Here is a 24,599-nt window from a genome sequence, read left to right as displayed (position 1 = left end):
TATTACGTTGTAAACAGTAACTAAGAATCTGTACCTGCATTTGGTGTGAATAATGCCTGTCCATACTCATCAATTCCATATTCGCCAATCAGCTTCTGGATTTTATCTGAACAAATCCACTCGATAAAATCATTTGCCCCTTCATTATTAAGTTCCGGATATTTTTCAGGGCTGACTGCAATGACACCATATTGATTTAAAAGATTGGCATCTCCTTCACAGACAATTTCCAGTTCACTTTCCAGCGTTGCATCTTTGCTCTGCTTTAACCATGTTCCCCGGTCTGTCAGGCAGTACGCTTTCTGCTCGTCTGCCATCGTAATGGTTGCCCCCATGCCCTGTCCGGATTCTATATAATTCGGATCCGATGCCGGATCAAGACTTAAGTTCTCCCAGATTTTCTTCTCCTTTTTATCCGTACCGGAATCATCTCCCCTTGATACGAATGGAAGCTGGTCATTGATAATCTGCGTGAATACTGCATTGATGTCATCTGTCTTTGCAATTGGCTCTTTCGGACCAATTACTACAAAATCATTATACATGACAGGGAACCGCTCTACTCCGAACCCATTGGCAACAAATTCTTCTTCACTGGCTTTTGCATGGACCAGCACTACGTCCACATCGCCATTTTCGCCCATCTTAAGCGCCTCTCCTGTTCCTACTGCATTCCATTCCAGATCCCAGCCGGTATCTTCTTTAAAGATAGGCTTCAGATAATCTAAAAGCCCGGTATCTTCCGTACTGGTCGTGGTTGCCATCATAAGACGCCCCTTATCCCCGGCCTTTTCTTCCTTCTGTTCTTCTGTCGCCGCTTTTGTCTCTTTTTTCTCTTCTTTCTTCTCTTCCCCGTTTCCTCCACAAGCTGCCAGAGAAACGCACATCACTGCAGCAACTAAAACTGCTAATACTTTCTTCTTCATAAATTTTCCTCCTTTTCAAATTCCATGTAATATTTACAGCAGGCCATCATATAAAGTCAAAGCTACCGGGAATAAAAAATGGCCTCTTGAAAAAGAAGACCACGCAATACTATCCCCATAGGGATTCAGTGCGGATATTCTTTTCAAATACGGAAGGCATCCTCCTTTCGGAACATACCCATTGGCTTTCCATCATGGCATCCCGGATATTATCCTCCGGGATACTTTAGATGGCAAAGCTCGAATTCCTGCAATCAATATGTTATTTTATTTTTCACTCTGTGCCATAGGTATGTGCCATCACATCCGACATCTTTTTCTTCCTGCACTCCGGGCACAGGTCCTGTACCTCTTCCCCGCTTTTCCCTGCAGCAAGGGCAATCTCTTCTCTGGTCCCTATAACCGCCCCGCATTCCTGACAGTGTACAAGAGGGAACTCCCTTCCCCAGATGCTCCTCTTTGTTTCATCCTCTGTATAGGGAATGGCATCCACAGGACACACCCTGGTACAGCTAAGGCATCCCACGCAGGCATCTGAAGGTTCATCATAGGGTGTAGATATCTTTTTTGACGTTCCCCTTAAAACCGTTGAAATAGCCCCGGTCCCCAGACTTGCACAGGCTCTTGCACAAAGGCCGCACATGATGCATTTCTCCCCCTCAATGGGTTTAAAACGGCTTCCGTCCATGACCCCGTACTGTCTGCACAGAGCTTGTATCTCCGTGCTTTCGGGGGCCCGCAGGGCAAGGAGCATCAACACTACTTTCCGGTCTTCTTTCACCCGTTCACTGTCTGTATATACTTTACAGGGCTTCTCTACCGGGTAGACACAAGATACTACAATCTTACTCCTTTCGTTTTCCACCACTTCTGCGAGGCACACCCTGCAACACCCCTGTTCTGCGATTCCCGGATGATGGCAGAGTGTGGGGATATAGAAACCGTTCCTCCTCGCTGCTTCCAGAAGAAACTCCCCTTTTGTGCAGGTACAGGCCCTTCCATTGATTTCAATTTGTATCTGGTTATCCGGTTGAAATTCCGTCATACAGCCTGCCTCCCTTCTATCACATTCTGCCGGGCACCAGTCCTGACCGCGTCAAATTTACAAGTTTCACGGCAGCTTCCGCAGGCAATGCATTTTGATGCGTCAATGATATGTACTTCTTTCTTCCCGCCACTGATCGCATCCACTGGGCATCCTCTGGCACACATATCACATCCGGTACATTTTTCTGCCTCAATTTCAAAACATGTCAGATTTTTGCATACCCCTGCCGGACATCTCTTTTCCCTGATATGTGCCTCATACTCCTCCCGGAAATACTGTATTGTTGTCAGCACCGGATTGGCTGCCGTCTTGCCCAGACTGCACAGGGATGCCTCCTGCATCGTATGGCCCAGACGTTCAAGCAGTTCAATATCTCCTTCCCTGCCCCTGCCTTCGCAGATATCTGTAAGGATTTCCAGCATCCTCCTTAAACCTTCCCTGCAAGGCGTGCATTTTCCACAGCTCTCTTCACACAGGAAGTTTGTATAATATCTGGCTACCTCCACCATGCAGCTCCTGTCATCCATGACAATCATGCCGCCGGAACCCATCATGGCACCATAACTTGCCAGAGAATCAAAATCAACCTCCAGGTCCAGCATGGATTCCGGGATGCATCCCCCGGAAGGGCCTCCGGTCTGGACCGCTTTAAATGGCCGGTTTCCAATAATCCCACCGCCGATATCATAAATCAGGTGCCTTAAGGTCGTTCCCATAGGCACTTCCACGAGCCCCGTCCTTTTCACTTTACCAACAAGGGAAAATACTTTCGTGCCAGTGCTCCCCTTTGTTCCTGTAGCGGCAAATTTTTCTCCGCCCTCCAGAATGATTTTCGGAATATTTGCCAGCGTCTCCACATTATTTAACACGGTGGGCTGGTTCCAGAGCCCCCTCTGGACAGAACGGATATATTTTGCCCTCGGTTCCCCCACCCTGCCTTCAATAGAGGCCATAAGGGCCGTTGATTCCCCGCAGACAAACGCTCCGCCGCCCCGGACTACCGATAGCTTCAAAGAATATTCCGAGCCCATTACGGATGCTCCAATGATCCCCCTTTCTTCTGCATCCTGAATGGCTTTTTTAATACGCTTTACCGCAAGGTCATATTCATCCCTGATATAGAAAAAGCCCTCTTTGGCCCCCACTGCAATGGCTGCAATTGCCAGGCCTTCAATAACGGAGTGGGGGTTTCCTTCCAGTATGGAGCAGTCCATGAACGCTCCCGGATCTCCTTCATCCCCGTTGCATGCCACATATTTGGGAAAATTATTGTACCTTTTCGCAGTCCGCCATTTCCGTCCTGCCGGAAATCCCGCACCGCCCCTTCCCCTTATTCCGGATTTTTCCACCTCATCAATAATTTCATCCTGGGACATGGACACTGCTTTCCTTAATGCTTCATATCCCCCCCTTTCCAGATAATCTCCGATATTCTCCGGGTCAATCTCCCCTACATCGCGCAGCACCATTTTGTACTGATGTGCATAAAAAGGATTTTCTTCCTGAGAGCGGACCGGCCTGCCGGAATCGTCTTTATACATCAGGCGTCCTATCTCTTCTTCCCCCAGTACACTTTTTTCGACGATCTCGTCTGAATCCTCCGGCTTTACTTTATAGTATACCAGATTATCAGGCAGAATTTTAACAATTGGGCCATTTTCACAAAAACCGTGACATCCTGTTGTTTTGATGTCTGCTATAACCTTAGCATTTCCATTATGGCTTTTCACAGCCTGATTCAGGGCCTCAGCCACTTTCATGCTTCCATTGGCACGGCAGCCGGTGCCGCAGCAGATTAAGATCTGTTTTTTCACTTACTTCGCACCACCTTCCCGGACCGTCTGTATGATTCCTTTGAGCTTTTCCGGTGTTACCCTGCCATAATACACATCATCCACCACCAGTACCGGGGCCATCGCACAGGAACCAAGACAGTTTACCGTTTCAAAAGAAAAAAGACCGTCACTGGTCGTCTCTCCCGGTGAAATGCCAAGTTCCCTCTCCACCCCGTCTATCAGTGTGGATGCCCCGCGGATGTGGCATGCAGTCCCGTCACAGCATTTAATAATATGCTCTCCTTTCGGCATAAGACTTAATGCTTTATAAAAAGTAGCCATAGCATAAAGGGAAGACACCGGACAACCGAGGTACTTGGCAAGCGCATTTAGGCCTTCCCTCGGAATATACTGGTATCTCCTCTGCATATCCTGCATGATTGCCAGGGCATGTCTCTGACTGCACTCATAAGAGTGGATTAACTCTTCAATATTCTCTCTGGATACCTCCAATATTTACACCACCTTTATCCCCCTGCTACAACCGGAAAAATAGACACAATATCTGAAGGCACCAGTTTTGCATGGATTCCTCCCAGATGTGCCACATGTCTTCCGTTCACAAGGATAATAATCTCTTCTCCTAAATCTTCCCCATCCGGCGAAAGCATCTTCCCTCGAAGTTTGTCTCCATATTTATCGCACAGTGCATGTGCAAGCTGGTAAATATCTTCCTGATAAGGAAAATCCGTTATCTTACAGCCTGTATAATCACGTAGATATGCAAAAAATTTTATCTGCATCTTCTGTCCTTTCTTTTTGGGGAAGGACAGCCTTCCCCAAATACAGCGATCCGGCATTCTGGATTACAGCCCAAGTTCCCGGTCTTTCTCAGCCGTGGGAACACCGTCTGTATCCCAGCCTCTTACCCGGTAGTATTCTTCCAGCATGGTATGAAGTTCATTTACCTTACCCTGTGCCGGTCCTTCCGGAAGCTGTTCCCTTAGAAGCCGTGGCGGCAGAGTATCCTTTTCTACACCTGCAGCCAGATTGAATTTCTTCTCCAGATTCCACACGCGTTCTCCCTTTAATAAGATATCCGCATCTGATTCGTCACTTCCAACTGCTTCCCTGTACTGGGCTGCAACTTCCGGAAGACCAATTGCAAAGGAAGTGAACAGGCAGATTCCTACAGAGTCTATTAAGGCAGTCAGGTCCTGGAAAATCTTCAGCATTCCTGCTTTTCCCTCTGTCACAAGGGGATCCATCTTTGTTGGAAGGCCTAATACTTCCGGCGATGTCATATATCCGCGTACATGGCAGCCGCCCCGGTTGGACGTTGCATATTCCAGACCGATTCCCTGCATTGCCCTTCCGTCATATGCCGGCATTTCCTGTTTCTTTACAGACATTGACAGTTCCGGATGTCCGTATTTTTCTGCCAGCCTGTAAGAACCTAGTGCCAGCTGCGCTCCAAAGCCTTCGTTTTTGCCGGTCAGCTCTGCAAGCTTCACCATAGTGGCGGCATCGCCAAAGCGGATGGCAATTCCACCGGTATCTGCTTCTGTAAGGTGGCCTGCTTCAAATAATTCCATAACACAGGCTATGGTCGCACCCAGTGTAATCGGGTCAAAACCATATTCATTGCAGATAAAGTTCGCTTTGCATACTGCTTCCAGATCATCAATGCCGCAGTCTGCCCCAAATGACCATCCTGCCTCATATTCCGGCCCTTCTCCCCTTGATTTAAACGGACCGTCAGGAATATCAACAACACGCCCGCATCCTATACAACAGCCAAAACAGCCCTTATTGCGAACCAGATATTTCTCTGCCAGCGTCTCGCCGGAAATATTGTCTGCATCTGCAAATACGGAGCCATCGCGGCCATTGCGCAGAGGCAGTGCACCGGACTCATTAATAATATTGACCAGAATCTCTGTCCCGTAAGCTCCGAGCCCCTCTCCTGTTACCGGGTGTGCCTTCAGCATTTTACGTGCATTGGTAATTGCATCCATAAAACCTTCCGGGCGGGCTACACGGATAGATTTTGTACCTTTCACTACAACTGCCTTTAACTTCTTGCTTCCCATTACAGCCCCCAGGCCGCCCCTTCCGGCTGCACGGTGTTTATCATTCATAACTCCTGCATAAAGGCAGAGATTCTCACCCGCAGGCCCGATACAGGATACCCGGAAGGAAGCCCCGCATCTGTTGTTCAGTTCATCTGTTGTCTCAAAAACTGTCCTGCCCCACAGATCTCTGGCATCTCTAAGTTCCACTGTATCGTCATTAATATACAGATAAACCGGGTGGTCACTGGCGCCTTCAAATATAATGCCGTCATATCCTGCATACTTTAGTTCAGGTCCGAAATGCCCTCCCGAGTTGGCTGCACCAATTGTACCCGTGAGTGGTGCCTTAGACACTACCTCGAACCGGCCGCCGCAGGAAGCCGCTGTTCCGGTCAAAGGCCCTGTCATAAAAATAAGCTTGTTATCCGGGCTAAGGGGTTCTACTTTTGGGTCTGCCTCGTCACAGAAATACTTTGTCCCCAATCCTCTGGCTCCTACAAAATCTTTGGCCGCCGCCATATTCAGCGGTTCTTTCGTTATCTTCCCACATGCCAGATCCACTCTCAATATTTGTCCCATATATCCGTTCATCATGCTTTTGCCTCCTCTCCAAATACATCCTTAAAGTGGTCAGCAACTGCACGCCTTCTGTCAATCCCTTCTTCCGGGTCTTCATATGTAATAGCTTCGGTAGGGCAGAATTCCGCACATTTTGGTTCTCCGCCGCACAGGTCACATTTATGTACCTGCCGCCGTTCTGTGTTAAATCCAATATTGCCGAGCGGGCACGCATTCATACACATCTTGCAACCTATACATTTTTCTCCGTTAATCACAACTGCATCTTTGTCGTCCCGTGAGATAGCGCCAACCGGGCATACTTCCAGACAGCAGGGGTCTTCACACTGCATACACATAACAGGAATGCTGATAGCTGCCTCTTCATATGACATGACACTTACATTGGCAAATCTCGGATTAAACGCACCGTTATGGCCAAAGGAACAGACCAGTTCACATGTTCTGCACCCCAGGCATTTTTCGGGTTTAATCAATAACTGTTTCCCCATGTTTCAAATACCTCCTTTACTACATAGAAAAATCCATTATCATACCTACCCGATATAATAATGGACTCCTTCGCAATCAGGCAGGCACCCCTGTTCCCAGCGATACCCATTGGTCCTGCTTTCCCGTATGGTTTTCGGCTCCATGCGTCGGAAATGCAGGACTCGGAGTTTATTAATTTGTTCTTATACATAGTATAATATATGTTCACAGAAAATGCCATCAAAAAACTTCTTTTTTTGTATAATTTTATGTATTTTTAACTATTTTTCGTTATTTTTTTGTCAATTATACACATTTCCACACACTGCGCACTCTGGGTTCTTTTTTACAGGAAGTTCTTCCAGTGTTCCATATATTCCATCATAGCTTAAGACTGTTCCTCCTTTTATCGGAATCCCTGCAAGATGCTGCAGTGCAAACTGTGCTTCCAGGGCACCCACAACCATTGTGGTCGTTCCAAGGGAGCTGCTTGTGCGGGAGGGTTCCTTTCCTTCCGGGTTGATACACGCCAGACAGGGGCATTCATTCCCGAAAATTGCTGTTACTGTACCATAAAAACCATCGATAGCCCCGTCAATCAAAGGCTTCCCTGAAGAAACAGCGGTTCTGTTAATCAGAAGCCTTGTCGATATACGGTCAACTGCCGCGATCACCAAATCATAATTGTTTATAATAGAACTTCCATTTTCTTCTGTAAACCATTCCGGATAGATGTCCGTCTGACAGTCCGGACGGAATGCACTTACCCATCTTCCGGCACATTCTGCCTTGTTTTTTCCTAAATCTAAAGGGCTGTAAAGAAACTGCCTGTTCAGGTTGGTCTCTTCCACTACGTCCCCGTCCATAATGCCAATCCGCCCCACACCGGCTTCTGAAAGCGCTGTCAGTACCGGACAGCCAAGACCTCCTGCTCCAATAACAAGGACGGAAGAATTACAAAAGGCGTCCTGTTCTTTCCTTCCGATGGAAGGAACCATCATCTGTCTTTCATAGCGGTTCCAATTGTAACCACACTGAACTTTGTCACCAATATGTATCTCACCATCTGAGACTGCCGATGCATACCAACAGGAATCTTTCAGCATACAGTCCATATGTTCCCTGCAGCGTGCGCACTCTTTAAAACAGTGCTTTTTACCTTCCACTGCAAGCACTGCCCCTCCGGCTTTTAATCTCGGTCCCGGTATGCTGCCTCCTTTGGTATCTATTACGATATTAGCCTTAAACCTTCGGAAACATAAGCCCTCCACTTCCTGTGCCTGTATCCATTCATATGCATTCCTCGTCATAATGCTGATTTGTCTGTCTTTGTCAAAACAGTGGCGGTCTCCTTCAATCCCGCCTCCTTTTAGAACCTTTACTGCATCCTTTTCGATGCCGGGCTTCCCCTTCTCTTCAAACATCCACAAACCGCTGACTTCCTGATCTTTCATAACAGGCACCTCCAATCAATATACCATTATTCATAGCATTAACATATCCAAATTATACTATGTTTCATATGTAAAGTAAACGAAGGTGCCCTATGTGAAGAGAATCCTGAATTAACTATACTTTGTTTTTCTCAACAAATTCTATGATATATGTATGCAATTGCTCTAAAGCCGTTTTTTCGACAGGATAATGACTTCCGTTTTCCAGCTTCTTGGCAAGCGGTCTGCCTATGATTGTCGTCATTTGACGCCCGTTCGTTCCGACTCCATGAAATAAAATGATTTTAACTTTGGCATCCGGGTTTCTGTATGCATCCATATGAACGATATTTCCATGCCAGTCCCAGTGCTCCTCCCGAGGCAGAAATTTTCCTTTAAAATGAAACTCCTCCGGAAGGTAAGACATAATTCTTTCCCAGTTTTTTTGTTCTAAATAATCCATATAATGTTCTTCTTTATTTTTATAAGTTTAAACACATAAACCTATCATCTGAAAGATAACACCTCACAATGGAGGTGTTATTTACTTCATTTGCTCAATATCCTTTTCGATAGATGCAGTCAGATTTTTCAACTGATCAAGCGCTGTCTTCAAATTCAACTGATAGTATCTTTCTTTTCCTTCCTGGCGGACCGTTACTAGTCCGGTATCCAGCAGTAATTTCAGATGGTGTGACACTGCCGGGCGGGATAATGATAACTTCTCAGTGAGCGAAGAAACACTTAATTCACGGTTCTCAAACAAAAGCTGCGTTATCTCCTGACGTCTCTCATCCTGAAGCATTGAAAATATAGGAGCGCATTCCTTCATGTAAAACATTGTCTTCTTGCTCATAGGTTCTCCTTTTAATACAGGTTTACATGTTTGAACATATATTATCATTTTCTAACTTAAATTTCAAGATAAGTAAATAATTCAGAAAATTATTTATTTTCAGGCATTCGCTTTATGAATACATTCCGTAAGTATCCTGCAGAGCTGCAGGACATCCAGCGGCTTGCTGACGTGGGCATCCATCCCGGCTGCAAGGGCCGCGGAGATATCTTCATTAAACGCATTGGCGGTTGTGGCAATAATCGGAATCGTGAGAGCCATTGGATGGTCTGAAGCGCGGATGCATCTCGCAGCCTCATGCCCATCCATGACCGGCATCTGGACATCCATCAAAATGGCATCGTAATCACCTGGGTCAGAGTCAAGGAAGGTATCCAGCGCCTGTTTTCCATCCTCCACGCAGTCAACCTCGGCTCCATTCATGCGAAGCAGTGTTGCCGCAATCTCCTGATTAAGTATATTATCCTCCGCCATCAGCAGGCAGAAGCCATCCAGAGGTTTTACGCCAGAGTTTTCTTCTTCTGCAGGCACCCGCCCTTTTTGTTCCAGCGCAGACTTGATCGCCGCATAGACAGAAGACCTGTAGAGGGGCTTTGGAAGAAATCCGTTCACACCTGCAGCACGCGCCTCCTCTTCCATTTCTGAAATATCATATGCTGAAATCATCACAATAGGAACGTTGTTTCCTACTTCCCGGCGAATACGCCGTGTCACCTCGATACCATCCATATCCGGCATTTTCCAGTCAATTAGGCAAAGGTCGATATCCCGGCCCTTCCGGTGTGTCTCTTTCACTTGTTCTATGGCCTCGGTACCGGACTGGTACCACTTCGCATCAATCTTTATTTTATTCAGAAGGACCGCTGTCTGTTCGCAAACCTGCTGCTCGTCGTCTACAATGATCGCATGCAGTCCCTGTTGTGCAAAATCAGGCTCCGGCAGACTGCTCTCTTCCCCTTTCTTAAATGGCAGATCTACAATACAGGTCGTTCCCACACCGGGTTCACTCTCTATCTGAATCTGTCCATCCATCAGAGTAATCAGGTTGCTGGTAATGGACATCCCCAGTCCTGTTCCTCCGTAACGTTTTGCAATAGAGGCATCTGCCTGTTCAAATGGCTGAAAAATCTTCGCGACAGCCTCCTTCGTCATACCGATTCCGGTATCAGACAGGATAAATCGAAGAATATCCGTCGTGTTTCCGTTCCTGTGACGCGAGACATCAAGCCGGATGGTTCCTCCCGGTGAAGTAAATTTCACTGCATTGGAGCTGAGATTCAAAAGAATCTGGTTGAGCCGCAGCGAATCGCCGATAAAGATAGTGTCTGCACCAAATCCTTCCATTGTTTCTTCGAACTTTATACCCTTTTCTTTTGTCTGCGCATAAACGGTGGATACAAAACCATTGACAACCTCAAAAATATCAAAAGTTTCCTTCTGCAGCACCATCTTACTGCTCTCAATCTTTGACATATCGAGTACGTCATTGATAAGCATGAGTAAATGTTTGGAGGAAATATTTATTTTGGAGAGGCAGTCCTCCACTCTGGCAGGCTCTTTGACCGAAGCTGCCGCAATGGTTGTCATACCAATAATTGCATTTAAAGGGGTACGTATTTCATGACTCATCCGGGACAGGAATTCACTCTTTGCCATGTTGGCACGTTCCGCCGCCAGCATAGCGTCCTGCAGTGCCTGACGCGACCGTACCTCGTCTGTCCGGTCAGAAAACACCGTGATTAACTGAGGAGTATTTAAATCTTCGATCCGGTAGACACGGATCAGCATCCAGCATTTTTCATGGTCCGGTTTTGTATACTCCACCAGTCTTTCAAACGGGGAAGCGAAGTTTGGATCTTTGATCCCTTCCTGAAACGCCAGGGTATCTTCTTCCGTCAGCCCCTTGTAAAGAGTCTCAACATCTGGCATATGGATCCCCAGAATCCGTTCCAGATTGAGTCCCCGGTAATTGATAATACCAGTGTTTGCATCCCGGATAATGAATGCATCGTCAATACTCAGTGATAAATTGTCAAAGAGCTTACTTCGGTAAACCAGCTCCTTCCGCTGTCGGTGCAGAACATACTGGGAACCAAGCAGCACGACAATCATCAGCCCCATCAGCACAATAGATCCGACCAGATTGGTGATTCGCAGTTTCTCTGAAGTTACACCATACCCCACTTTTTTTGCCTGGGCAATTCCTATAATATCTTCTGTATAACGGAGCGCCTGATCATAGAGTGGCTGCAGATGTTCCTGAGCGTATTTTTCTATATTCTCCTCTGTAAGGTCCTGCTGTCCACAAAATGTCAGATACTTCATCTGTTCTGTCCGCAAAACTGCCAGTGCGTTCTTAAGCTCCCGCACATCTTCTGCATCGCCCAGATACAATTCCTCAATCCGTGAAACCGGTTCTTCCAGTAGAACTGAAAGTTCCTCCAGCTTGCTGCCGGCAATTTCCACGTCCTCACTGTTATGATGGCGCTCCAGCCGCCCGGTCCGCAGGCTCATCTCTGATACATAGAGCTTCACATCACCGGCAGAAATCACCACCTCGAAGGGATGGTTCGATATGATCTCCGTCTGCGCCGCCAGCTTAGCGGAATTACTGATAGTCATAGCCAGAAAGCAAAGCATCAGCAGAATCAGAATTCCCGTACTAACCACACTCATCCGCTGGCTCCGCCCTACAGAGTTCTTTTTATCCCCCATAATTTTTTGCATCTGTCTTAACTCCTTGCCTTTCCGGCTGCATACTATTCCTTTCCAAATATCTGCCGCCCATTCATTTTTTTACCTTTAAGTCCATATCATCTAAATGGGTACCTGCATAGGCATTCTGCACCGCAGAATCTGCAGATTCCATAAGCAGTTCAAATTCTTTCACGGGAAGCGGTTTAGAAAAAAAGTATCCCTGCATACAGTCACAGCCGATCTCCCGCAGGCGCTCCAACTGCTCCGCTGTCTCGACACCCTCTGCCACCACATCGAGTGACATCAGGTCGGCAAGGTTTATAATGAAACGCATAATCTCCTGATTGACCGGAGTTACCGGATCATTCTGGATAAATTTCATATCCAGCTTTAAAACATCGACCGGCATCTTATGGAGCATATGCAAAGATGAATATCCGCTTCCAAAATCATCCATCTCCACGACGAACCCCAATTCCCGCAGATTGCTGACAGTCTCGATAATCTGCCGTGGGTTTTCAGTATAGGCACTCTCGGTGATTTCCAAATGAAGCCTTGCAGCCGGCAGGGCGTATTTTCGCAGAAGCCCCGTTAAAATGTCTGCCAGATCTACATTATAGATATCCGCCCGGGACACGTTTACAGAAACAGGCAGGGGAGGCATCCCCCTATTCTCCCAGTCACGCATAACAGCACATGCTTTTTCCCAGACATACTGGTCCAGCCTTGTAATAAATCCGTTACGCTCAAACAGCGGTATAAACACAGCCGGGGACTGCTGCCCCCACTGCGGATGGTTCCAGCGGACCAGAGCTTCGGCTCCATCCATCCGGCTGTACCTGATATTGTATTTCGGCTGAAGATAAATCTCAAACTGCCCCAGATTCAGGGCCGACTCCATGCTATCAACGATTTCCTGCTCCTTTAACAGTTTTCTGCGAAGGACATCATCGTAATATGCAAAATACTTCTTGTACTGTCCCTTGATACTCCGGGCAGCCAGCAGTGCACGGTCACACATATGTTCTACGGGAACCTCCCTGTTCTCCACCCGGTAAATACCCCATTTCATCACTATATTCTGTGTCTGGGACATGGCATTGAGCCGGGCGCAGGCATCCTGAAACATACTGACTGTATACTGCCACTTATGCTCTATGATGCATGCAAACTGATCTGCATGGAAATGGCTGCAAATCCCCTTTCCACGGGTCATCTCAGTATACATCTGTGCAGCCATGCAAAGAATGCGGTCCCCTGCAGGAATACCAAATACATCATTGACAAGCTTAAAATTAACAATATCCGAGCAGATGATATCATACTCTTTATCCGGGTTCTGACGCAGGAGTTCTTCCACCTTCTGACAGAAAAAGCCTTTACTGTACAGTCCTGTCAGCCGGTCATACTGATACTCATTCACCAGCGCAGCTGTTTCCCGCAGATGAATAATATTTGCAACCCGGTGCAGGATAATCTGCGGCCTATAGGGCTTGGGCACAAAATCGGCGGCACCACAGGACAAAGCCGTTACCTCTTCAGATTCCCTGTCATTTTGTGTCGTAACAATTACCGGGATTGACGAGAATTCCGGTGTGTCCTTGACGGCAGTAAGGAACTCATATCCGTCCATAACAGGCATGACAAGATCCAGCAGGATGAGAGAAAAACTTCCCGCATACTGCTGTAAACATTCAAGTGCTACCTTCCCGTTTTCCGCCTCCACAAGGTCATAGTCAGGCTTCAGTATCTCACACAGGAGACCACGATTGAGTGCGTTATCTTCTACAACAAGAATTTGTTTTTTTACCATTACTGTCACAGAATTCACCTCTTTACACAGAATGCATCTGATCTGGTCCTGTCTTTATTGCTCACATACATATGTCATTGTTCATATACATATATAATTGAGTATAGCAAATACAAAAGGAAATAGCAACTCTCTATGTAAGCTTAATCACATGTAAACTTAAAGAGATTATAGAAACACAGCATAAAAAATGTTATACTAAATTCACTATCTATTGAATGGCCATTGAAAACGGAGGAATAAGTTTGGAAAACAGTGTAGAATTACGCAGGGTGGTTTACAGCGTCCTGCTTACCCAGATACAATTCGGTATTTATCATTACCGGGAGAAGCTTCCTAATATAGAAGAAACAAGTACACGCCTCTGTGTATCGATTGATACGGCGCGTGCGGCATACCTCAAACTTAAGGAAGAAGGGTATATAACCCTGTCGAAAAATATCGGTGCCACGGTTAAGGTCAACTATGATGCCAACGAAACTGAGCATTTTATCCAGACCTTTTTTTCTGCACGGGAAAAAGCCATGACCGACCTGAAAAACTCCATACTGCCTTTATTAGGTAATGCCCAGTGGACAGGCTTAAAGAATGCATCCCCTGAGACACTGCTGGCAATGGAGCAGCTTTTTCATCATGAAAATCCCGTAGTACCTTATGCGATGTTGAAGCACCTCAATCAAAAATACCGTTCCCTTGGAAACAGCCTGCTCATGCGTCTTGTCTGGCAGATTTTCATGTTTCTGTATGATCCCTTTTTTGGTATAGAAGAAAATCTCCAGTATTTTGATCAGTCGAACGGTTATCTGCCTAAGGTCCTGTCGCTTTGCCGTAATAAAGACTGGTACTCACTGCGTATTGAGGTTAATCAATCTATAGAAAGATTGTCATCTGCCCTTTCACGGTTTTACGAGAACAGGATTACTATGTCCCCACCGGAAACGGAGGTTGCTTTTACATGGAGCTCCTATAAAAAAAGCCAGCAGCTTTGTTATTCCATTGCCATGGAACTGCTCATATCAATCAGCCGGGGAGTCTATCCGGCCGGAAGTCTGCTCCCATCGCAGAAGGAACTTGCAAGGCAAAAGGGTGTTTCATTAAGTACCATGCGCAGGGCACTAGAACTCCTTGGCAGCGTCGGGGCGATAAAATCCACCAAATATGTGGGAACACAGGTCCTTTCCTTTGATCAGGCAACAGAAAACAGTGATTTTACTAAGCCGGTCCTCCAGAGACGTCTAATCGATATGGCTGAAAGCATTCAAATGTTCGCATTGTCCTGTCAAAACGTCTCCCTGCTCACGCTCTCGTCTTCCGGCTCCGATTTAGCAGAAGTACTGTGCCGGCAGTTAAGAGAACACAGACAGTTTCAGCGCGGTGAAACCCTATCCTATTTTATATTAGACTTAATCGGAAAATCGGCACCCTGTCAGGCTATCCGCACCGTTTATTCCGAGCTGCTCCGTCAATTCTTTTGGGCCTATGCACTACGCGGAATGGAAAAGGACCAGAATATTATCAATACCATGTACGCCCCTTATTTTGATTCATTAATCGGGTCGTTAGAAAACTTGGATTATTCTCAATTTTCTGCCAGTCTGGAGGCACTTATTGTTTTTGAACTTCGCAGAACTTTAAGTACTATGTCCCGGCTTGGTATACCGGGAGTTGAAAATATTCTGGTCCCGGATACAAACGTTAACTGAGAAAAAAGACCCTGTGGTTCATTTTTACCGCAAGGTCTTTTTTCATATAATCTATTTTGAGTCATTCTCTTTTCCCTGTATCCGTTTATATTCTGTAATATCGATACAACTGATCAGATACGCGCTGCTGCCGCCCCATTTCATGGTGGAATACTGAACTTTAGTCCAGACGTTATACTGTGGGTTGTATACTTCCACTGCACCGGTCAGGGGACAGGCTTCACATGGAATACTCCTGCCGAAAAAGGCCTGATAGCAGGTCATGCCTGTTTTGGCATACGGGTCAAGCCGGAGTGTCTTTTGATTCAGATACAGCAGTTCATAGTTGTCCTGCCTGATGGCATAAATATAGGCATTCTGCATATCAAGTATCGTGTTGAGCTGGACCAAAATCTGTTCATTACGGTCCGACTCACGCTTTTTCAGTAAAAATGTAGTCAGAATCTGGGCAATCAGCGAGAGTGTGCCTACTTCCTCCTTATTCCACATCCGCAGTCCCGTGCATTCATCGAACCCAATGAAGCCACGGAATTCTTTCCCGTCATACAGCGCACACTGTAGTGTCGAGCAGATACCCTGACTCTCAAAAAGCCGGGTTTGTTCAGGCGTGAGGGATCGGATATCCCGACAATAAAAAACAGATTGATCCTGAAACAGTTCCTTATACCCCTTCACATTTTCATAGGGATAGTGCTGTAAGAACTCCTTCTGGGGCTTAATTCCTTCATTGCACCATTCGTATGTATTGTCGACATATTCTCCGTCATCGCTGTTTTCGAACACATAGGCCCTGCTCACATCGAACCGTCTGCCTACAATTTCCAGAATCGCATCCACGGCTATATCGATATCATTTGTATCATACAGGATCTGGAATACATAATTAACCAGATCCCCACGTTTACCCCTTGGAGCTTCATCTGAATCAATGGCTGCGCCCAAAGATGAGTATCCGATCCTGTCCACAGCCTCCATACTCTTGGCATCAAACCGGGCATACCGGTTTTTCCCCAGGCTTTTTGCCTGATAAAGTGCCAGATCCGCACAGTGGTAAAGGGTCTGATAATCAGTACCATCTAAAGGATAAATTGACAGTCCTATACTGCAGGTCACCTTAATGGGCTGTTTTTCTCCCTGAAAAAGCTGTTGGAACATCTCTAACAGCTTCCTTGCCTTTTCCTCTGCAACCTGAGCGGAAGGAAGGTCTTTCAGGAACATCGCGAACTCGTCCCCGCCGATCCTGCCTATCACATCTGTCTTTCGCGTCAGCTTCTTCATCCCCGCCGCCAGTTCTGTCAGTACGGCATCTCCAAAAAGATGTCCCTGTCCATCGTTCACTGATTTGAAATTATCCACATCAATGATAAACATAGCCCCAACCGACTTGGGATTTCCTGCCAGATACCGCTTTGTCCTCTGCTCTGTTTCAGCATGATTATAAAGTCCGGTAAGGGCGTCCAGCTCCGCGCGTCTGCGCAGGTCTTCCACCATCCTTTTTTCTTCATCAATGTCAGAAATGGTCCCTACTGCACGGAAGGGGACATTTTCTGTACTGAACTGGGTAGTAGCCCTTATCCGGCACCAGATGTACCTGTCTTCCAATGCCCGGATGCGGACGTCAATAGATGAGTTGGGTGCACCCTTTCTGACTGTTTCCATAAACGCAGCCATAGGATCAATATCATCGGGATAAAAGTTATGCAGAATTTCTTCCTTCTGCAGACTTCCATCATAGCGCGGGGCATATCCAAACTTTTCCAGCCAATTAGGAGAAATAGATATAGAATCTGAGGTAAAATCCCATTCGAAAATAATATCGGAGGATTGGCTCATAATAATTTCCAGATGTTCCAGTGACAGGCGCAGTTTCTCCTGTGCATCCCGTACTTCAGTAAGATCCAGAAAAATACAGAAAAAACGTTCTTCCTGTTCGTCCCCAAAAAGCTGGGCACTATTGGCTGTCCACTTGTAGGTACCGTCCTTGCACAAGACACGATAGCTTAAGGAAAGTTTATTTCCTTTGTTCATTTGCCGGTCGACCTCTATAAGAAAATTCTGCCGGTCTGACGGATGAACCAGGCTGAGGAACTGATTTTGAAACTTTTCATCCAGTTCTTCCCTGGTAAATCCGAACATACTAAGAAAACCATCATTGACCTCAATAATGGTGTAAACGCTGTTATTCCTGCATTGCATGACTCCGCCGGGAATAAGATTTAAGAGGGCCTCACATTCAGGGCTGAGCCCTTTCAGCAGTCTTCTCATGTTTGCCTCCTCACGATCCTAAATCCGCCTGCCGCTCTCATTACGGTTACCGGATTACTATCCGCTATGATAAAATAGCTTTTTCCAAAAACTCTCTAATTGTTCATATACATATTTATATGCTATTTAGTATATCAAAAGGATCAATAAATATCAATAGGGCATGAAGGATCCCCTCTGGAATTGATGCTTTCACAGCATTTAAATTTCCAGAGGGGATAATCATCCTCAATCTTTGTGCATCACTGAAAAAAAGCATTTCATCTTCCGTTTTCTCGGCAAGGACAACATCCTTTGGGCTGCATGTCTTGGGATACATCGGTCCAGATAGCAGCAGACTCTGCTTTCTTCAATGATCCTATAAATATGCCTTCCTGTTTTTCATACCGGAACATAATTATAAAACTTCCCCGTTAGACTCAATTACCCTTTTGTACCAGTAAAAACTGTCCTTTTTATAACGGTTCCCTGTACCCGTCCCGTCGTCATTTAAATCAACATAGATAAAACCATACCTTTTACTCATCTCTCCCGTAGACTGGGAAACCAAATCAATACATCCCCATGTTGTATAACCTAGTACATCCACCCCATCGTCGACTGCCAGATGAAGCTGTCTGATATGTTCCCGCAAATAACTGATTCTGTAATCGTCATGAACCTGAAGGTCATCTGTCAATACATCTTTCGCTCCAAGGCCATTTTCCACAACAAACAGCGGCTTTCCATATCTTGTATAAAATTCATTGGCTACAATACGTAATCCAACCGGGTCAATAGACCATCCCCACTCACTTGTCTTCAGATAAGGATTCTCGAACATTTTTGTCCCGCTATTGTCTGAAAGATCTACCTTGTCCAGTTCTACAGGCATTCTGCTCATGTAGTAGCTAAAGGGAATATAGTCCCCGGTTCCTTCTTTTAAAACCTGAAAATCTTCCGGTCTCATATCGAGCTTCAAGTTTAATCTTTCAATTCTGTTTAACCAGAAATACGGGTACTCGCCTTTCAGCAATACATCCAGATACGCATAGGTATACTCCTGATTAGAACACAGGGTCCTGAACACATCATCTGGGCTACAGGTGGGCTGGTAGGCAATTGCCGCTTCCATCATGGCACTGATACAGGAATCCGGAATGATTTCATGACACAGTTTCACGCATTTTGCATTTGCGACAAACTGATTGTGTGCAACCTGATACTGCAATTGTTTGATGTTATCATTCTCATGCAGAATAACACCGCCATTTTGATACAGAAATCCTTTCATGAAAATAAAATTGATTTCATTAAAAGTAATCCAGTACTTCACCTTCTTCTGGTATCTGGTAAACATCGTCTCTGCATACCGCACAAAGATATCAATTAAATCTCTGTTTCTCCATCCACCATACTTTTTCAGCAGAGCCACCGGCATCTCGCAATGCGATAATGTAACCAGCGGTTCGATTCCATATTTCCGGCATTCATCAAATACACTGTCATAATGACGGAGTGCCTTCTCATTCGGCAGCTCGTCATCTCCGTTTGGGAAGATTCTGCTCCAGGGAATGGAAAGCCTGAAGCATTTGAATCCCATTTCTGCAAATAACTGAATATCTTCTTTATAAGTATGGTAAAAATCAATTGCTGTATGGCACGGATAATAGTAATCCTGATTTAATTCCAGTTTCATCTCATCTTTGCCATACGTTTCTCTGCACAGAAGGTCCGCGGTACTCAGCCCTTTTCCGTCTTCCTGAAAGGCACCTTCACACTGGTTGGCAGAAACCGCGCCGCCCCATAAAAATTGTTCCGGGAAATTTTTCATAATCCTGACTCCTTTTCATTTTTGTTCTTTTAATTAATACTGAAAATAATATCCCCGCTCCTTACATTGCCTTTTGCCGCCAGTGTAATGCTGTGATAAGACTCTTCATTCGTTATAATGACGGGGGTTACGAGGTCATACCCCTTACTTTCCAAAGCTTCTTTATCGAATTCAATTAATTTGTCCCCCATGTGGACATGATCACCGACATCTACAAATTTCCTGAAACCGTTCCCCTCATTCATCACAGTATTCAGTCCAACATGAATCAGAATATCCGATCCATTCTGTGCCCTGATTCCTACTGCGTGCTTTGACGGAAGCAGCACAGAAACCTCACCGTCACAGGGCGCCGTCACTACATTATTCTGAGGGAGCACCGCACAGCCCTGCCCCACAATTCCCTTTGAAAATATTTCATCCTCTACCTTTTCCAGTTCCATCACTTCCCCTTCTAATGGAGAGCATATATCTAATTCCTGTACCGCTTTTGAACCTGCCTCCATTATGGGAACAATATTCTCTGCCATCGGAACAGCCTCATGACTGGCTCTGTAATCTTCCATCTCGGATTCCGGAATAGCCCAGAAATAGGTTAAGACAGTTGCAATTGCGAAAGCGGCAATAACAGCAATCAAAATCCCATGTAATGGGGTGTAGGACATAAAGGCCAGTGAAAATACATTGTGCAGCACATATGCCTTCTCTGCTGATCCGAATAATCCGGCAATGAATCCGCCGATACCGCCTGCAATCATGATCGTTGGAATCAGACGCTTATGCTTCAAAACAATACCGTACAGTGTAGGTTCCCCCACACCTGCCAGAAGCTGTGAAGACAGGCAGGAAGCCGCAACAGCCTTCATCTTGGAATGTTTCTCCGCTTTTAGGTATGCACCGAATGCAATCCCTGCGCATCCATAATTCGAGGCAATACCACCGGTTCCTTCATATGGGTCAAGTCCTGTCCGGGATAAAGCGTCGAAACAGATAGGCGCCAGCCCCCAATGAATTCCGAAAATAACAAGAATCTGATAAAACATACCCAGAATCCCTCCGGCAATAGCTGTATTTAAGCTAAACAGATATGAAACAACACCCGCAATCCCCTCCGATATAATTGTCCCAAAAGGTCCAAAAACTATAGTACCCAACGGCACGAGTATAATAAATTCCAGAAATGGCACCATAAAGAAGGCGATTCCGTCAGGCACATGCTTTCTTAAAAATTTATCAAGTCCGGCATATATCAAAATGATAATAAATATCGGAAGCAGTGAGGAGCCATAATCAATTGCTTTTAACGGAATGCCAAAAAAAGTGCTGCCCGGTACATCAATCAGGCTCTGGAAGTTTGGTTCAAGCAAAGCTGCACCAATTACCGCACCCACATATGGATTTACGTTCAACTGCTGAGAAAGTGTAAAACCAACTAAAATAGGCAGGAAATAAAAAACAGCATTTGCCGCCGCTGTTAAGACAAGGCAGGTAGAACCAGTCTCGGCAAGGACCCCGAAGTTAACCAGTGCCGAAAGAATGGCCCTGATCAGGGCACTGCCGCAGACAGCCGGCAGTAATGGCGTAATAGAACCAGAAATACAGCGAATCACAAAGTCGGCTGCCCCGCCCTTTTTTATTTTTTTATTTGCTTCCTTACTCTTTTTTATATCTATCTGGTCATTAATTGCCTCAAAATACTTTGAAACCAGCGGGCCAATTACAATCTGGTACTGCCCGCCTTTATTCACTACAGATAAGACGAATCCCAACTTTTCAATCTCTTCTGTGTCTGCCTTACCGTCGTCTGCTAATTGAAAACGTAATCTTGTGGCACAATGTACTAAAGAGAGAATATTTTTTTCACCGCCAAGAAGTCCGATCAGCTTCCTGCTTTCTTCAATAATACTCATAATATTTTCCTTTCTGATTTTACATCGTTTCAGTCCTTTATTGATGCTGAGACTCTATTGAGATGTAATGTCAAATACAAAAGTTCACTTTTATCAATTTCCCATTTATAGGCTTTAACAAGAAACTTCTCTATTTTTTTTGCACAGGCATAATCAAAAGGACATTTCTCCGCAACAATTTCCAGTAATTCAGAATTGCTTTTCATATCAATTCCTTTTAACTGTCTCCTCACAAAATAACGGACATGGATCACAAAACGTGAAAATTCAAAAGAATTTTGGTCCACTTTAAATCCATAATGATATCTCGTTATATCTAAAATGTTCTGGATGATTCCTGTATAGAGGATTGTTTCTGTCATATCATTCAAGCTGTTGGATTCATTTGCCTGCGAATTGATGAAATGTAAAGCTATGAAAGGTGCCTCTTCATTAGGCATCTTAATCTTGCAGTAATCAGCTATATATTGGACCGCTTTTAATGAAAATTCATACTCCTTCGGGTATATGACCCGTATATCCCATTCCAACGGTGTACTGAAAAACGTATTGTTTCTTCCACGCGAAATTGCAAAATCCAAATGGTCCGCAAGCGCCAATAAAATAGAATCATTACATTTATAGCCTAATTCTTTCTCCCCTGCCTCAATAATCTTGCTGGCCAGTACAATATTATCCGGCTGGATGTTTTGAATTACCTTTTCCAGATTAGAATATTTTGTGTCTTCGTCCTTGACAACATAAATATTCTGGATTTTACTTTGGTCTACTTCATCGCCTTCCCGTTTCTTGAATCCAATCCCATTACCTATGGCGACTTGTTCAATACCATTTTCATCCTCTGTTAATATTGCATTATTTCCTAACGGCTTTTTAATCTTCATCAAGATTTCCTCCTACGCTAAATGGACATGCAGATTTCTTTATAACAAAAAAATGGCACAACATTACACCATAGTGCAAGGTTGTACCTAATTTAATAGTAATACGCTTGATATATTCATATTATATTTTCGTTTCATTGTTTTGTCAACAATAAACGAAACATTCATTCTTTTTCAGGAAAAACCACCAAAATCAAACAAGATGCATTTACATTTTTCTTCGTAAATTTGTTAAAATTCCCTAATCACCTGACAATCACTGTCATTTAAATATTCCTGAAGCTGTTCCTTCCAGTACCGGCTGTCCTCCTCAGTAATCTTCCTTAACACTTTACAAGGATTTCCTGCCGCAACAACTCCGTCAGGAATGTCTTTCGTAACTACACTCCCAGAACCAATAACAACATTATTTCCAATTGTAACCCCAGGATTGATGACCGTATTCCCGCCGATCCATACATCATCTCCAATCGTAACAGGTTTCGCACATTCCAGATCCATGCTGCGTACCTCAGCATCAATCGGATGTGTCGCCGTATAGATACTAACATGCGGTGCCAGAAAGACACGGCTGCCTATTGTTACATAATTCTCATCTAAGATAGTAAGTCCTGTATTTGCATAAAAATGATTCCCGATGCTTATTCTGTCTCCGTGGTCACAATAAAAAGGCGGTGTGAGTATCACGTCCTCCCCCACGGAACGAAATAAACTTTTAAGCCGCTCCAATGCAGAAGTATCTTTCCAGAACTCCGAATCATTAAATTCTTTTACTGCTTTTCTGATCTTTGGCCACTGGCTTTTCACTTTACATGGGTTATAAATTTTTCCTGCAAACATTCTCTCTTTTTCATTCATTTTAACTACCCTCTTTTTTCTAAATTAACTCAATACTATGTGCCCCTTTATCCCCTCACTTTCCTGTATTATTATACCTTTTTATATTATAAATGTAAACAAAAGCCACATCTGCGGCAGCATGACTCCTCATTATATAATATTTTATGCAGATTTTTGAAACATAAAGGAAATTTTTGTTGACACCTGCGAAAACAATGCTATGATTACATCATGTGATATTAAAAAGGCAGGGGGCGATGTGATGGATTATAATAAGATAGTACAGGGTATTCTTGATATCGGAGAAGCGATGCTTGTGTGCGGAGCAGAGAATTTCAGACTGGAAGACAGTCTTTACAGGATGTGCAGGAGTTATGGATTTAAGCAGTATGATGTGTTTGCCATCCCCAGCAACATCCAGATAACGGTAGAAACGCCGGAAGGTGAAATCATTACCCAGATCCGGCACATTGAATCGACCGACATTGATTTCGACAGGCTGGACTATCTGAATAATCTGTCCAGATTTGTCTGTCAGAATAAACCGGATGAAAAGCAGATGCGCGAAAAGTATGAAGAGGTCATGAACAGGCCGCCGCAAAAGCCATATACAAAATATTTTGCTGCTGTAATGGGAGGTACCGGGTTTGCGGTCTTTTTTGGGTGTAATTTTCAGGATGCAATTGTTGCAGTAATTGTATCGCTTATGATCGTTATCGTCGGAGGGTGGCTTAGCAAAAGGGAAGAAAACCTGATGGTATATAACCTGATCCTGTCTTTTTTCTCGGAGGTTATCATTCTTCTGTCGGTCCATCTCGGACTAGGGAGCCATCCTGAGAGAATTATGATCGGTATCGTTATGCTGCTGATCAGCGGGCTTAGTACTACGAACGGGATTCGGGATGTGCTCCAGAGGGATTTCATCTCCGGCTCGATCAATATCATGAATTCGATACTCGGTGCTGCCGGTATCGCATGTGGTACTGCGCTTGCCCTTCTTCTTTTCAAAGAGGTATCACCGGAAGGCTATATATTGAACAATAACCTTACCATTCAGTTGATATCCTGTACGGTTGCCTGTATCGGATTTGCCTTCTGGTTTAAAATCCGCGGAAGGCAGGTTGTCTACTCAGGTGTAGGTGCATTCATCACATGGGGGATTTATGTGGCAGTCTATTATTTCTGGCCAAGCAACTTTTTAGCAACACTGGTGGCATCCGTCTTCGTTGCACTTTATGCGTTTATCATGTCCCGAATTAACCGGGCGCCGTCCACAATCTTTCTGACCGCCTCCGTATTCCCGCTGATCCCGGGACCCAATCTCTATTATATGATGTACGGATGTGTGAGCAGGGACTATAATATGGCAATTGACGAAACGATTATTCTGCTTGTCACTTGTCTGGCCATCGCTTTCGGATTCAACATCGTAGATATCCTATCGAGGTCAGTAATGAAACTCTTAAAAAGAGACTACCATATCGGGAAGAATTCGTAGTCAGAATAGAAAT

Annotated in this window: 20 protein-coding genes and 2 riboswitches; of the genes, 2 read left to right on the top strand and 18 right to left on the bottom strand. The window is 44.9% G+C overall.

The window, feature by feature from the left end:
- Nucleotides 1–20: 20 nt before the first annotated feature.
- From ABIN22_RS02485 to ABIN22_RS02430, 12 genes are all read right to left on the bottom strand, one after another.
- Nucleotides 21–926 (bottom strand): ABC transporter substrate-binding protein, encoded by a 906-nt coding sequence (locus ABIN22_RS02485; protein ID WP_346906348.1) that lies wholly within the window; start codon nucleotides 924–926, stop codon nucleotides 21–23.
- A gap of 120 nt (nucleotides 927–1,046) precedes the next feature.
- Nucleotides 1,047–1,184, bottom strand: a riboswitch (molybdenum cofactor riboswitch).
- A 16-nt stretch (nucleotides 1,185–1,200) separates the two neighbouring features.
- Nucleotides 1,201–1,971, bottom strand: a complete 771-nt coding sequence (locus ABIN22_RS02480) for a 2Fe-2S iron-sulfur cluster-binding protein (protein ID WP_118619119.1) — start codon at nucleotides 1,969–1,971, stop codon at nucleotides 1,201–1,203.
- Nucleotides 1,968–3,788, bottom strand: coding sequence for an NADH-ubiquinone oxidoreductase-F iron-sulfur binding region domain-containing protein (locus tag ABIN22_RS02475; protein ID WP_346906346.1), 1,821 nt, complete (start codon nucleotides 3,786–3,788; stop codon nucleotides 1,968–1,970). The genes ABIN22_RS02480 and ABIN22_RS02475 overlap by 4 nt, the downstream gene beginning before the upstream one ends.
- Nucleotides 3,789–4,262, bottom strand: coding sequence for an NADH-quinone oxidoreductase subunit NuoE (gene nuoE, locus ABIN22_RS02470; protein WP_346906344.1), 474 nt, complete (start codon nucleotides 4,260–4,262; stop codon nucleotides 3,789–3,791).
- Nucleotides 4,263–4,276: 14 nt separating this feature from the next.
- The gene (locus ABIN22_RS02465; RefSeq protein WP_109729839.1) at nucleotides 4,277–4,552 is read right to left on the bottom strand and encodes a MoaD family protein; all 276 of its coding nucleotides are present in this window, start codon (nucleotides 4,550–4,552) and stop codon (nucleotides 4,277–4,279) included.
- 63 nt (nucleotides 4,553–4,615) lie between these two features.
- Nucleotides 4,616–6,418, bottom strand: a complete 1,803-nt coding sequence (locus ABIN22_RS02460; protein WP_346906342.1) for an aldehyde ferredoxin oxidoreductase family protein — start codon at nucleotides 6,416–6,418, stop codon at nucleotides 4,616–4,618.
- Nucleotides 6,415–6,894 (bottom strand): 4Fe-4S dicluster domain-containing protein, encoded by a 480-nt coding sequence (locus ABIN22_RS02455; RefSeq protein ID WP_346906340.1) that lies wholly within the window; start codon nucleotides 6,892–6,894, stop codon nucleotides 6,415–6,417. The genes ABIN22_RS02460 and ABIN22_RS02455 overlap by 4 nt, the downstream gene beginning before the upstream one ends.
- A 49-nt stretch (nucleotides 6,895–6,943) precedes the next feature.
- Nucleotides 6,944–7,074: riboswitch (molybdenum cofactor riboswitch) on the bottom strand.
- A 102-nt stretch (nucleotides 7,075–7,176) separates the two neighbouring features.
- Nucleotides 7,177–8,328, bottom strand: a complete 1,152-nt coding sequence (locus ABIN22_RS02450) for a ThiF family adenylyltransferase (protein WP_346906338.1) — start codon at nucleotides 8,326–8,328, stop codon at nucleotides 7,177–7,179.
- Between the two features lie 115 nt (nucleotides 8,329–8,443).
- Complete coding sequence (locus tag ABIN22_RS02445) at nucleotides 8,444–8,770, bottom strand: hypothetical protein (RefSeq protein WP_346906336.1); 327 nt, start codon at nucleotides 8,768–8,770, stop codon at nucleotides 8,444–8,446.
- An 81-nt stretch (nucleotides 8,771–8,851) separates the two neighbouring features.
- Nucleotides 8,852–9,163 carry an ArsR/SmtB family transcription factor gene (locus tag ABIN22_RS02440; protein ID WP_118619131.1) on the bottom strand — a complete coding sequence of 104 codons (312 nt, stop codon included), beginning with the start codon at nucleotides 9,161–9,163 and terminating at the stop codon, nucleotides 8,852–8,854.
- A gap of 99 nt (nucleotides 9,164–9,262) precedes the next feature.
- Complete coding sequence (locus tag ABIN22_RS02435; RefSeq protein ID WP_346906334.1) at nucleotides 9,263–11,890, bottom strand: hybrid sensor histidine kinase/response regulator; 2,628 nt, start codon at nucleotides 11,888–11,890, stop codon at nucleotides 9,263–9,265.
- A 61-nt stretch (nucleotides 11,891–11,951) separates the two neighbouring features.
- Complete coding sequence (locus tag ABIN22_RS02430; protein ID WP_346906628.1) at nucleotides 11,952–13,673, bottom strand: two-component system response regulator; 1,722 nt, start codon at nucleotides 13,671–13,673, stop codon at nucleotides 11,952–11,954.
- Between the two features lie 245 nt (nucleotides 13,674–13,918).
- Here ABIN22_RS02430 and ABIN22_RS02425 point away from each other — a divergent pair, with 245 nt between their 5' ends.
- Nucleotides 13,919–15,376 (top strand): GntR family transcriptional regulator, encoded by a 1,458-nt coding sequence (locus ABIN22_RS02425; protein WP_346906332.1) that lies wholly within the window; start codon nucleotides 13,919–13,921, stop codon nucleotides 15,374–15,376.
- A gap of 51 nt (nucleotides 15,377–15,427) precedes the next feature.
- On the opposite strand, the gene ABIN22_RS02420 is transcribed toward ABIN22_RS02425, so the two are convergent.
- The 6 genes from ABIN22_RS02420 to ABIN22_RS02395 form a co-directional block, all read right to left on the bottom strand.
- Entirely contained in the window at nucleotides 15,428–17,641 is a 2,214-nt protein-coding gene (locus ABIN22_RS02420; protein ID WP_346906330.1) for a sensor domain-containing diguanylate cyclase, read from the bottom strand.
- Between the two features lie 115 nt (nucleotides 17,642–17,756).
- Nucleotides 17,757–17,960 carry a hypothetical protein gene (locus ABIN22_RS02415; RefSeq protein WP_346906328.1) on the bottom strand — a complete coding sequence of 68 codons (204 nt, stop codon included), beginning with the start codon at nucleotides 17,958–17,960 and terminating at the stop codon, nucleotides 17,757–17,759.
- A 78-nt stretch (nucleotides 17,961–18,038) separates the two neighbouring features.
- Nucleotides 18,039–19,454 (bottom strand): glycoside hydrolase family 1 protein, encoded by a 1,416-nt coding sequence (locus ABIN22_RS02410; protein ID WP_346906326.1) that lies wholly within the window; start codon nucleotides 19,452–19,454, stop codon nucleotides 18,039–18,041.
- Between the two features lie 29 nt (nucleotides 19,455–19,483).
- Nucleotides 19,484–21,364 (bottom strand): glucose PTS transporter subunit IIA, encoded by a 1,881-nt coding sequence (locus tag ABIN22_RS02405; RefSeq protein ID WP_118619141.1) that lies wholly within the window; start codon nucleotides 21,362–21,364, stop codon nucleotides 19,484–19,486.
- Nucleotides 21,365–21,393: 29 nt separating this feature from the next.
- Nucleotides 21,394–22,248 carry a PRD domain-containing protein gene (locus ABIN22_RS02400; protein WP_207666081.1) on the bottom strand — a complete coding sequence of 285 codons (855 nt, stop codon included), beginning with the start codon at nucleotides 22,246–22,248 and terminating at the stop codon, nucleotides 21,394–21,396.
- A 231-nt stretch (nucleotides 22,249–22,479) separates the two neighbouring features.
- Nucleotides 22,480–23,106, bottom strand: coding sequence for a sugar O-acetyltransferase (locus ABIN22_RS02395; protein WP_346906323.1), 627 nt, complete (start codon nucleotides 23,104–23,106; stop codon nucleotides 22,480–22,482).
- A 244-nt stretch (nucleotides 23,107–23,350) separates the two neighbouring features.
- Here ABIN22_RS02395 and ABIN22_RS02390 point away from each other — a divergent pair, with 244 nt between their 5' ends.
- Nucleotides 23,351–24,586 (top strand): threonine/serine exporter family protein, encoded by a 1,236-nt coding sequence (locus tag ABIN22_RS02390; protein WP_118619157.1) that lies wholly within the window; start codon nucleotides 23,351–23,353, stop codon nucleotides 24,584–24,586.
- Nucleotides 24,587–24,599: the final 13 nt, after the last annotated feature.

It is taken from the genome of Faecalicatena orotica (genome assembly GCF_905197545.1).
GTDB lineage: Bacteria > Bacillota > Clostridia > Lachnospirales > Lachnospiraceae > Faecalicatena_A > Faecalicatena_A orotica.
The sequence above is the reverse complement of the archived record's forward strand: the minus strand, read 5'-3'. Positions and strand labels throughout refer to the sequence as shown.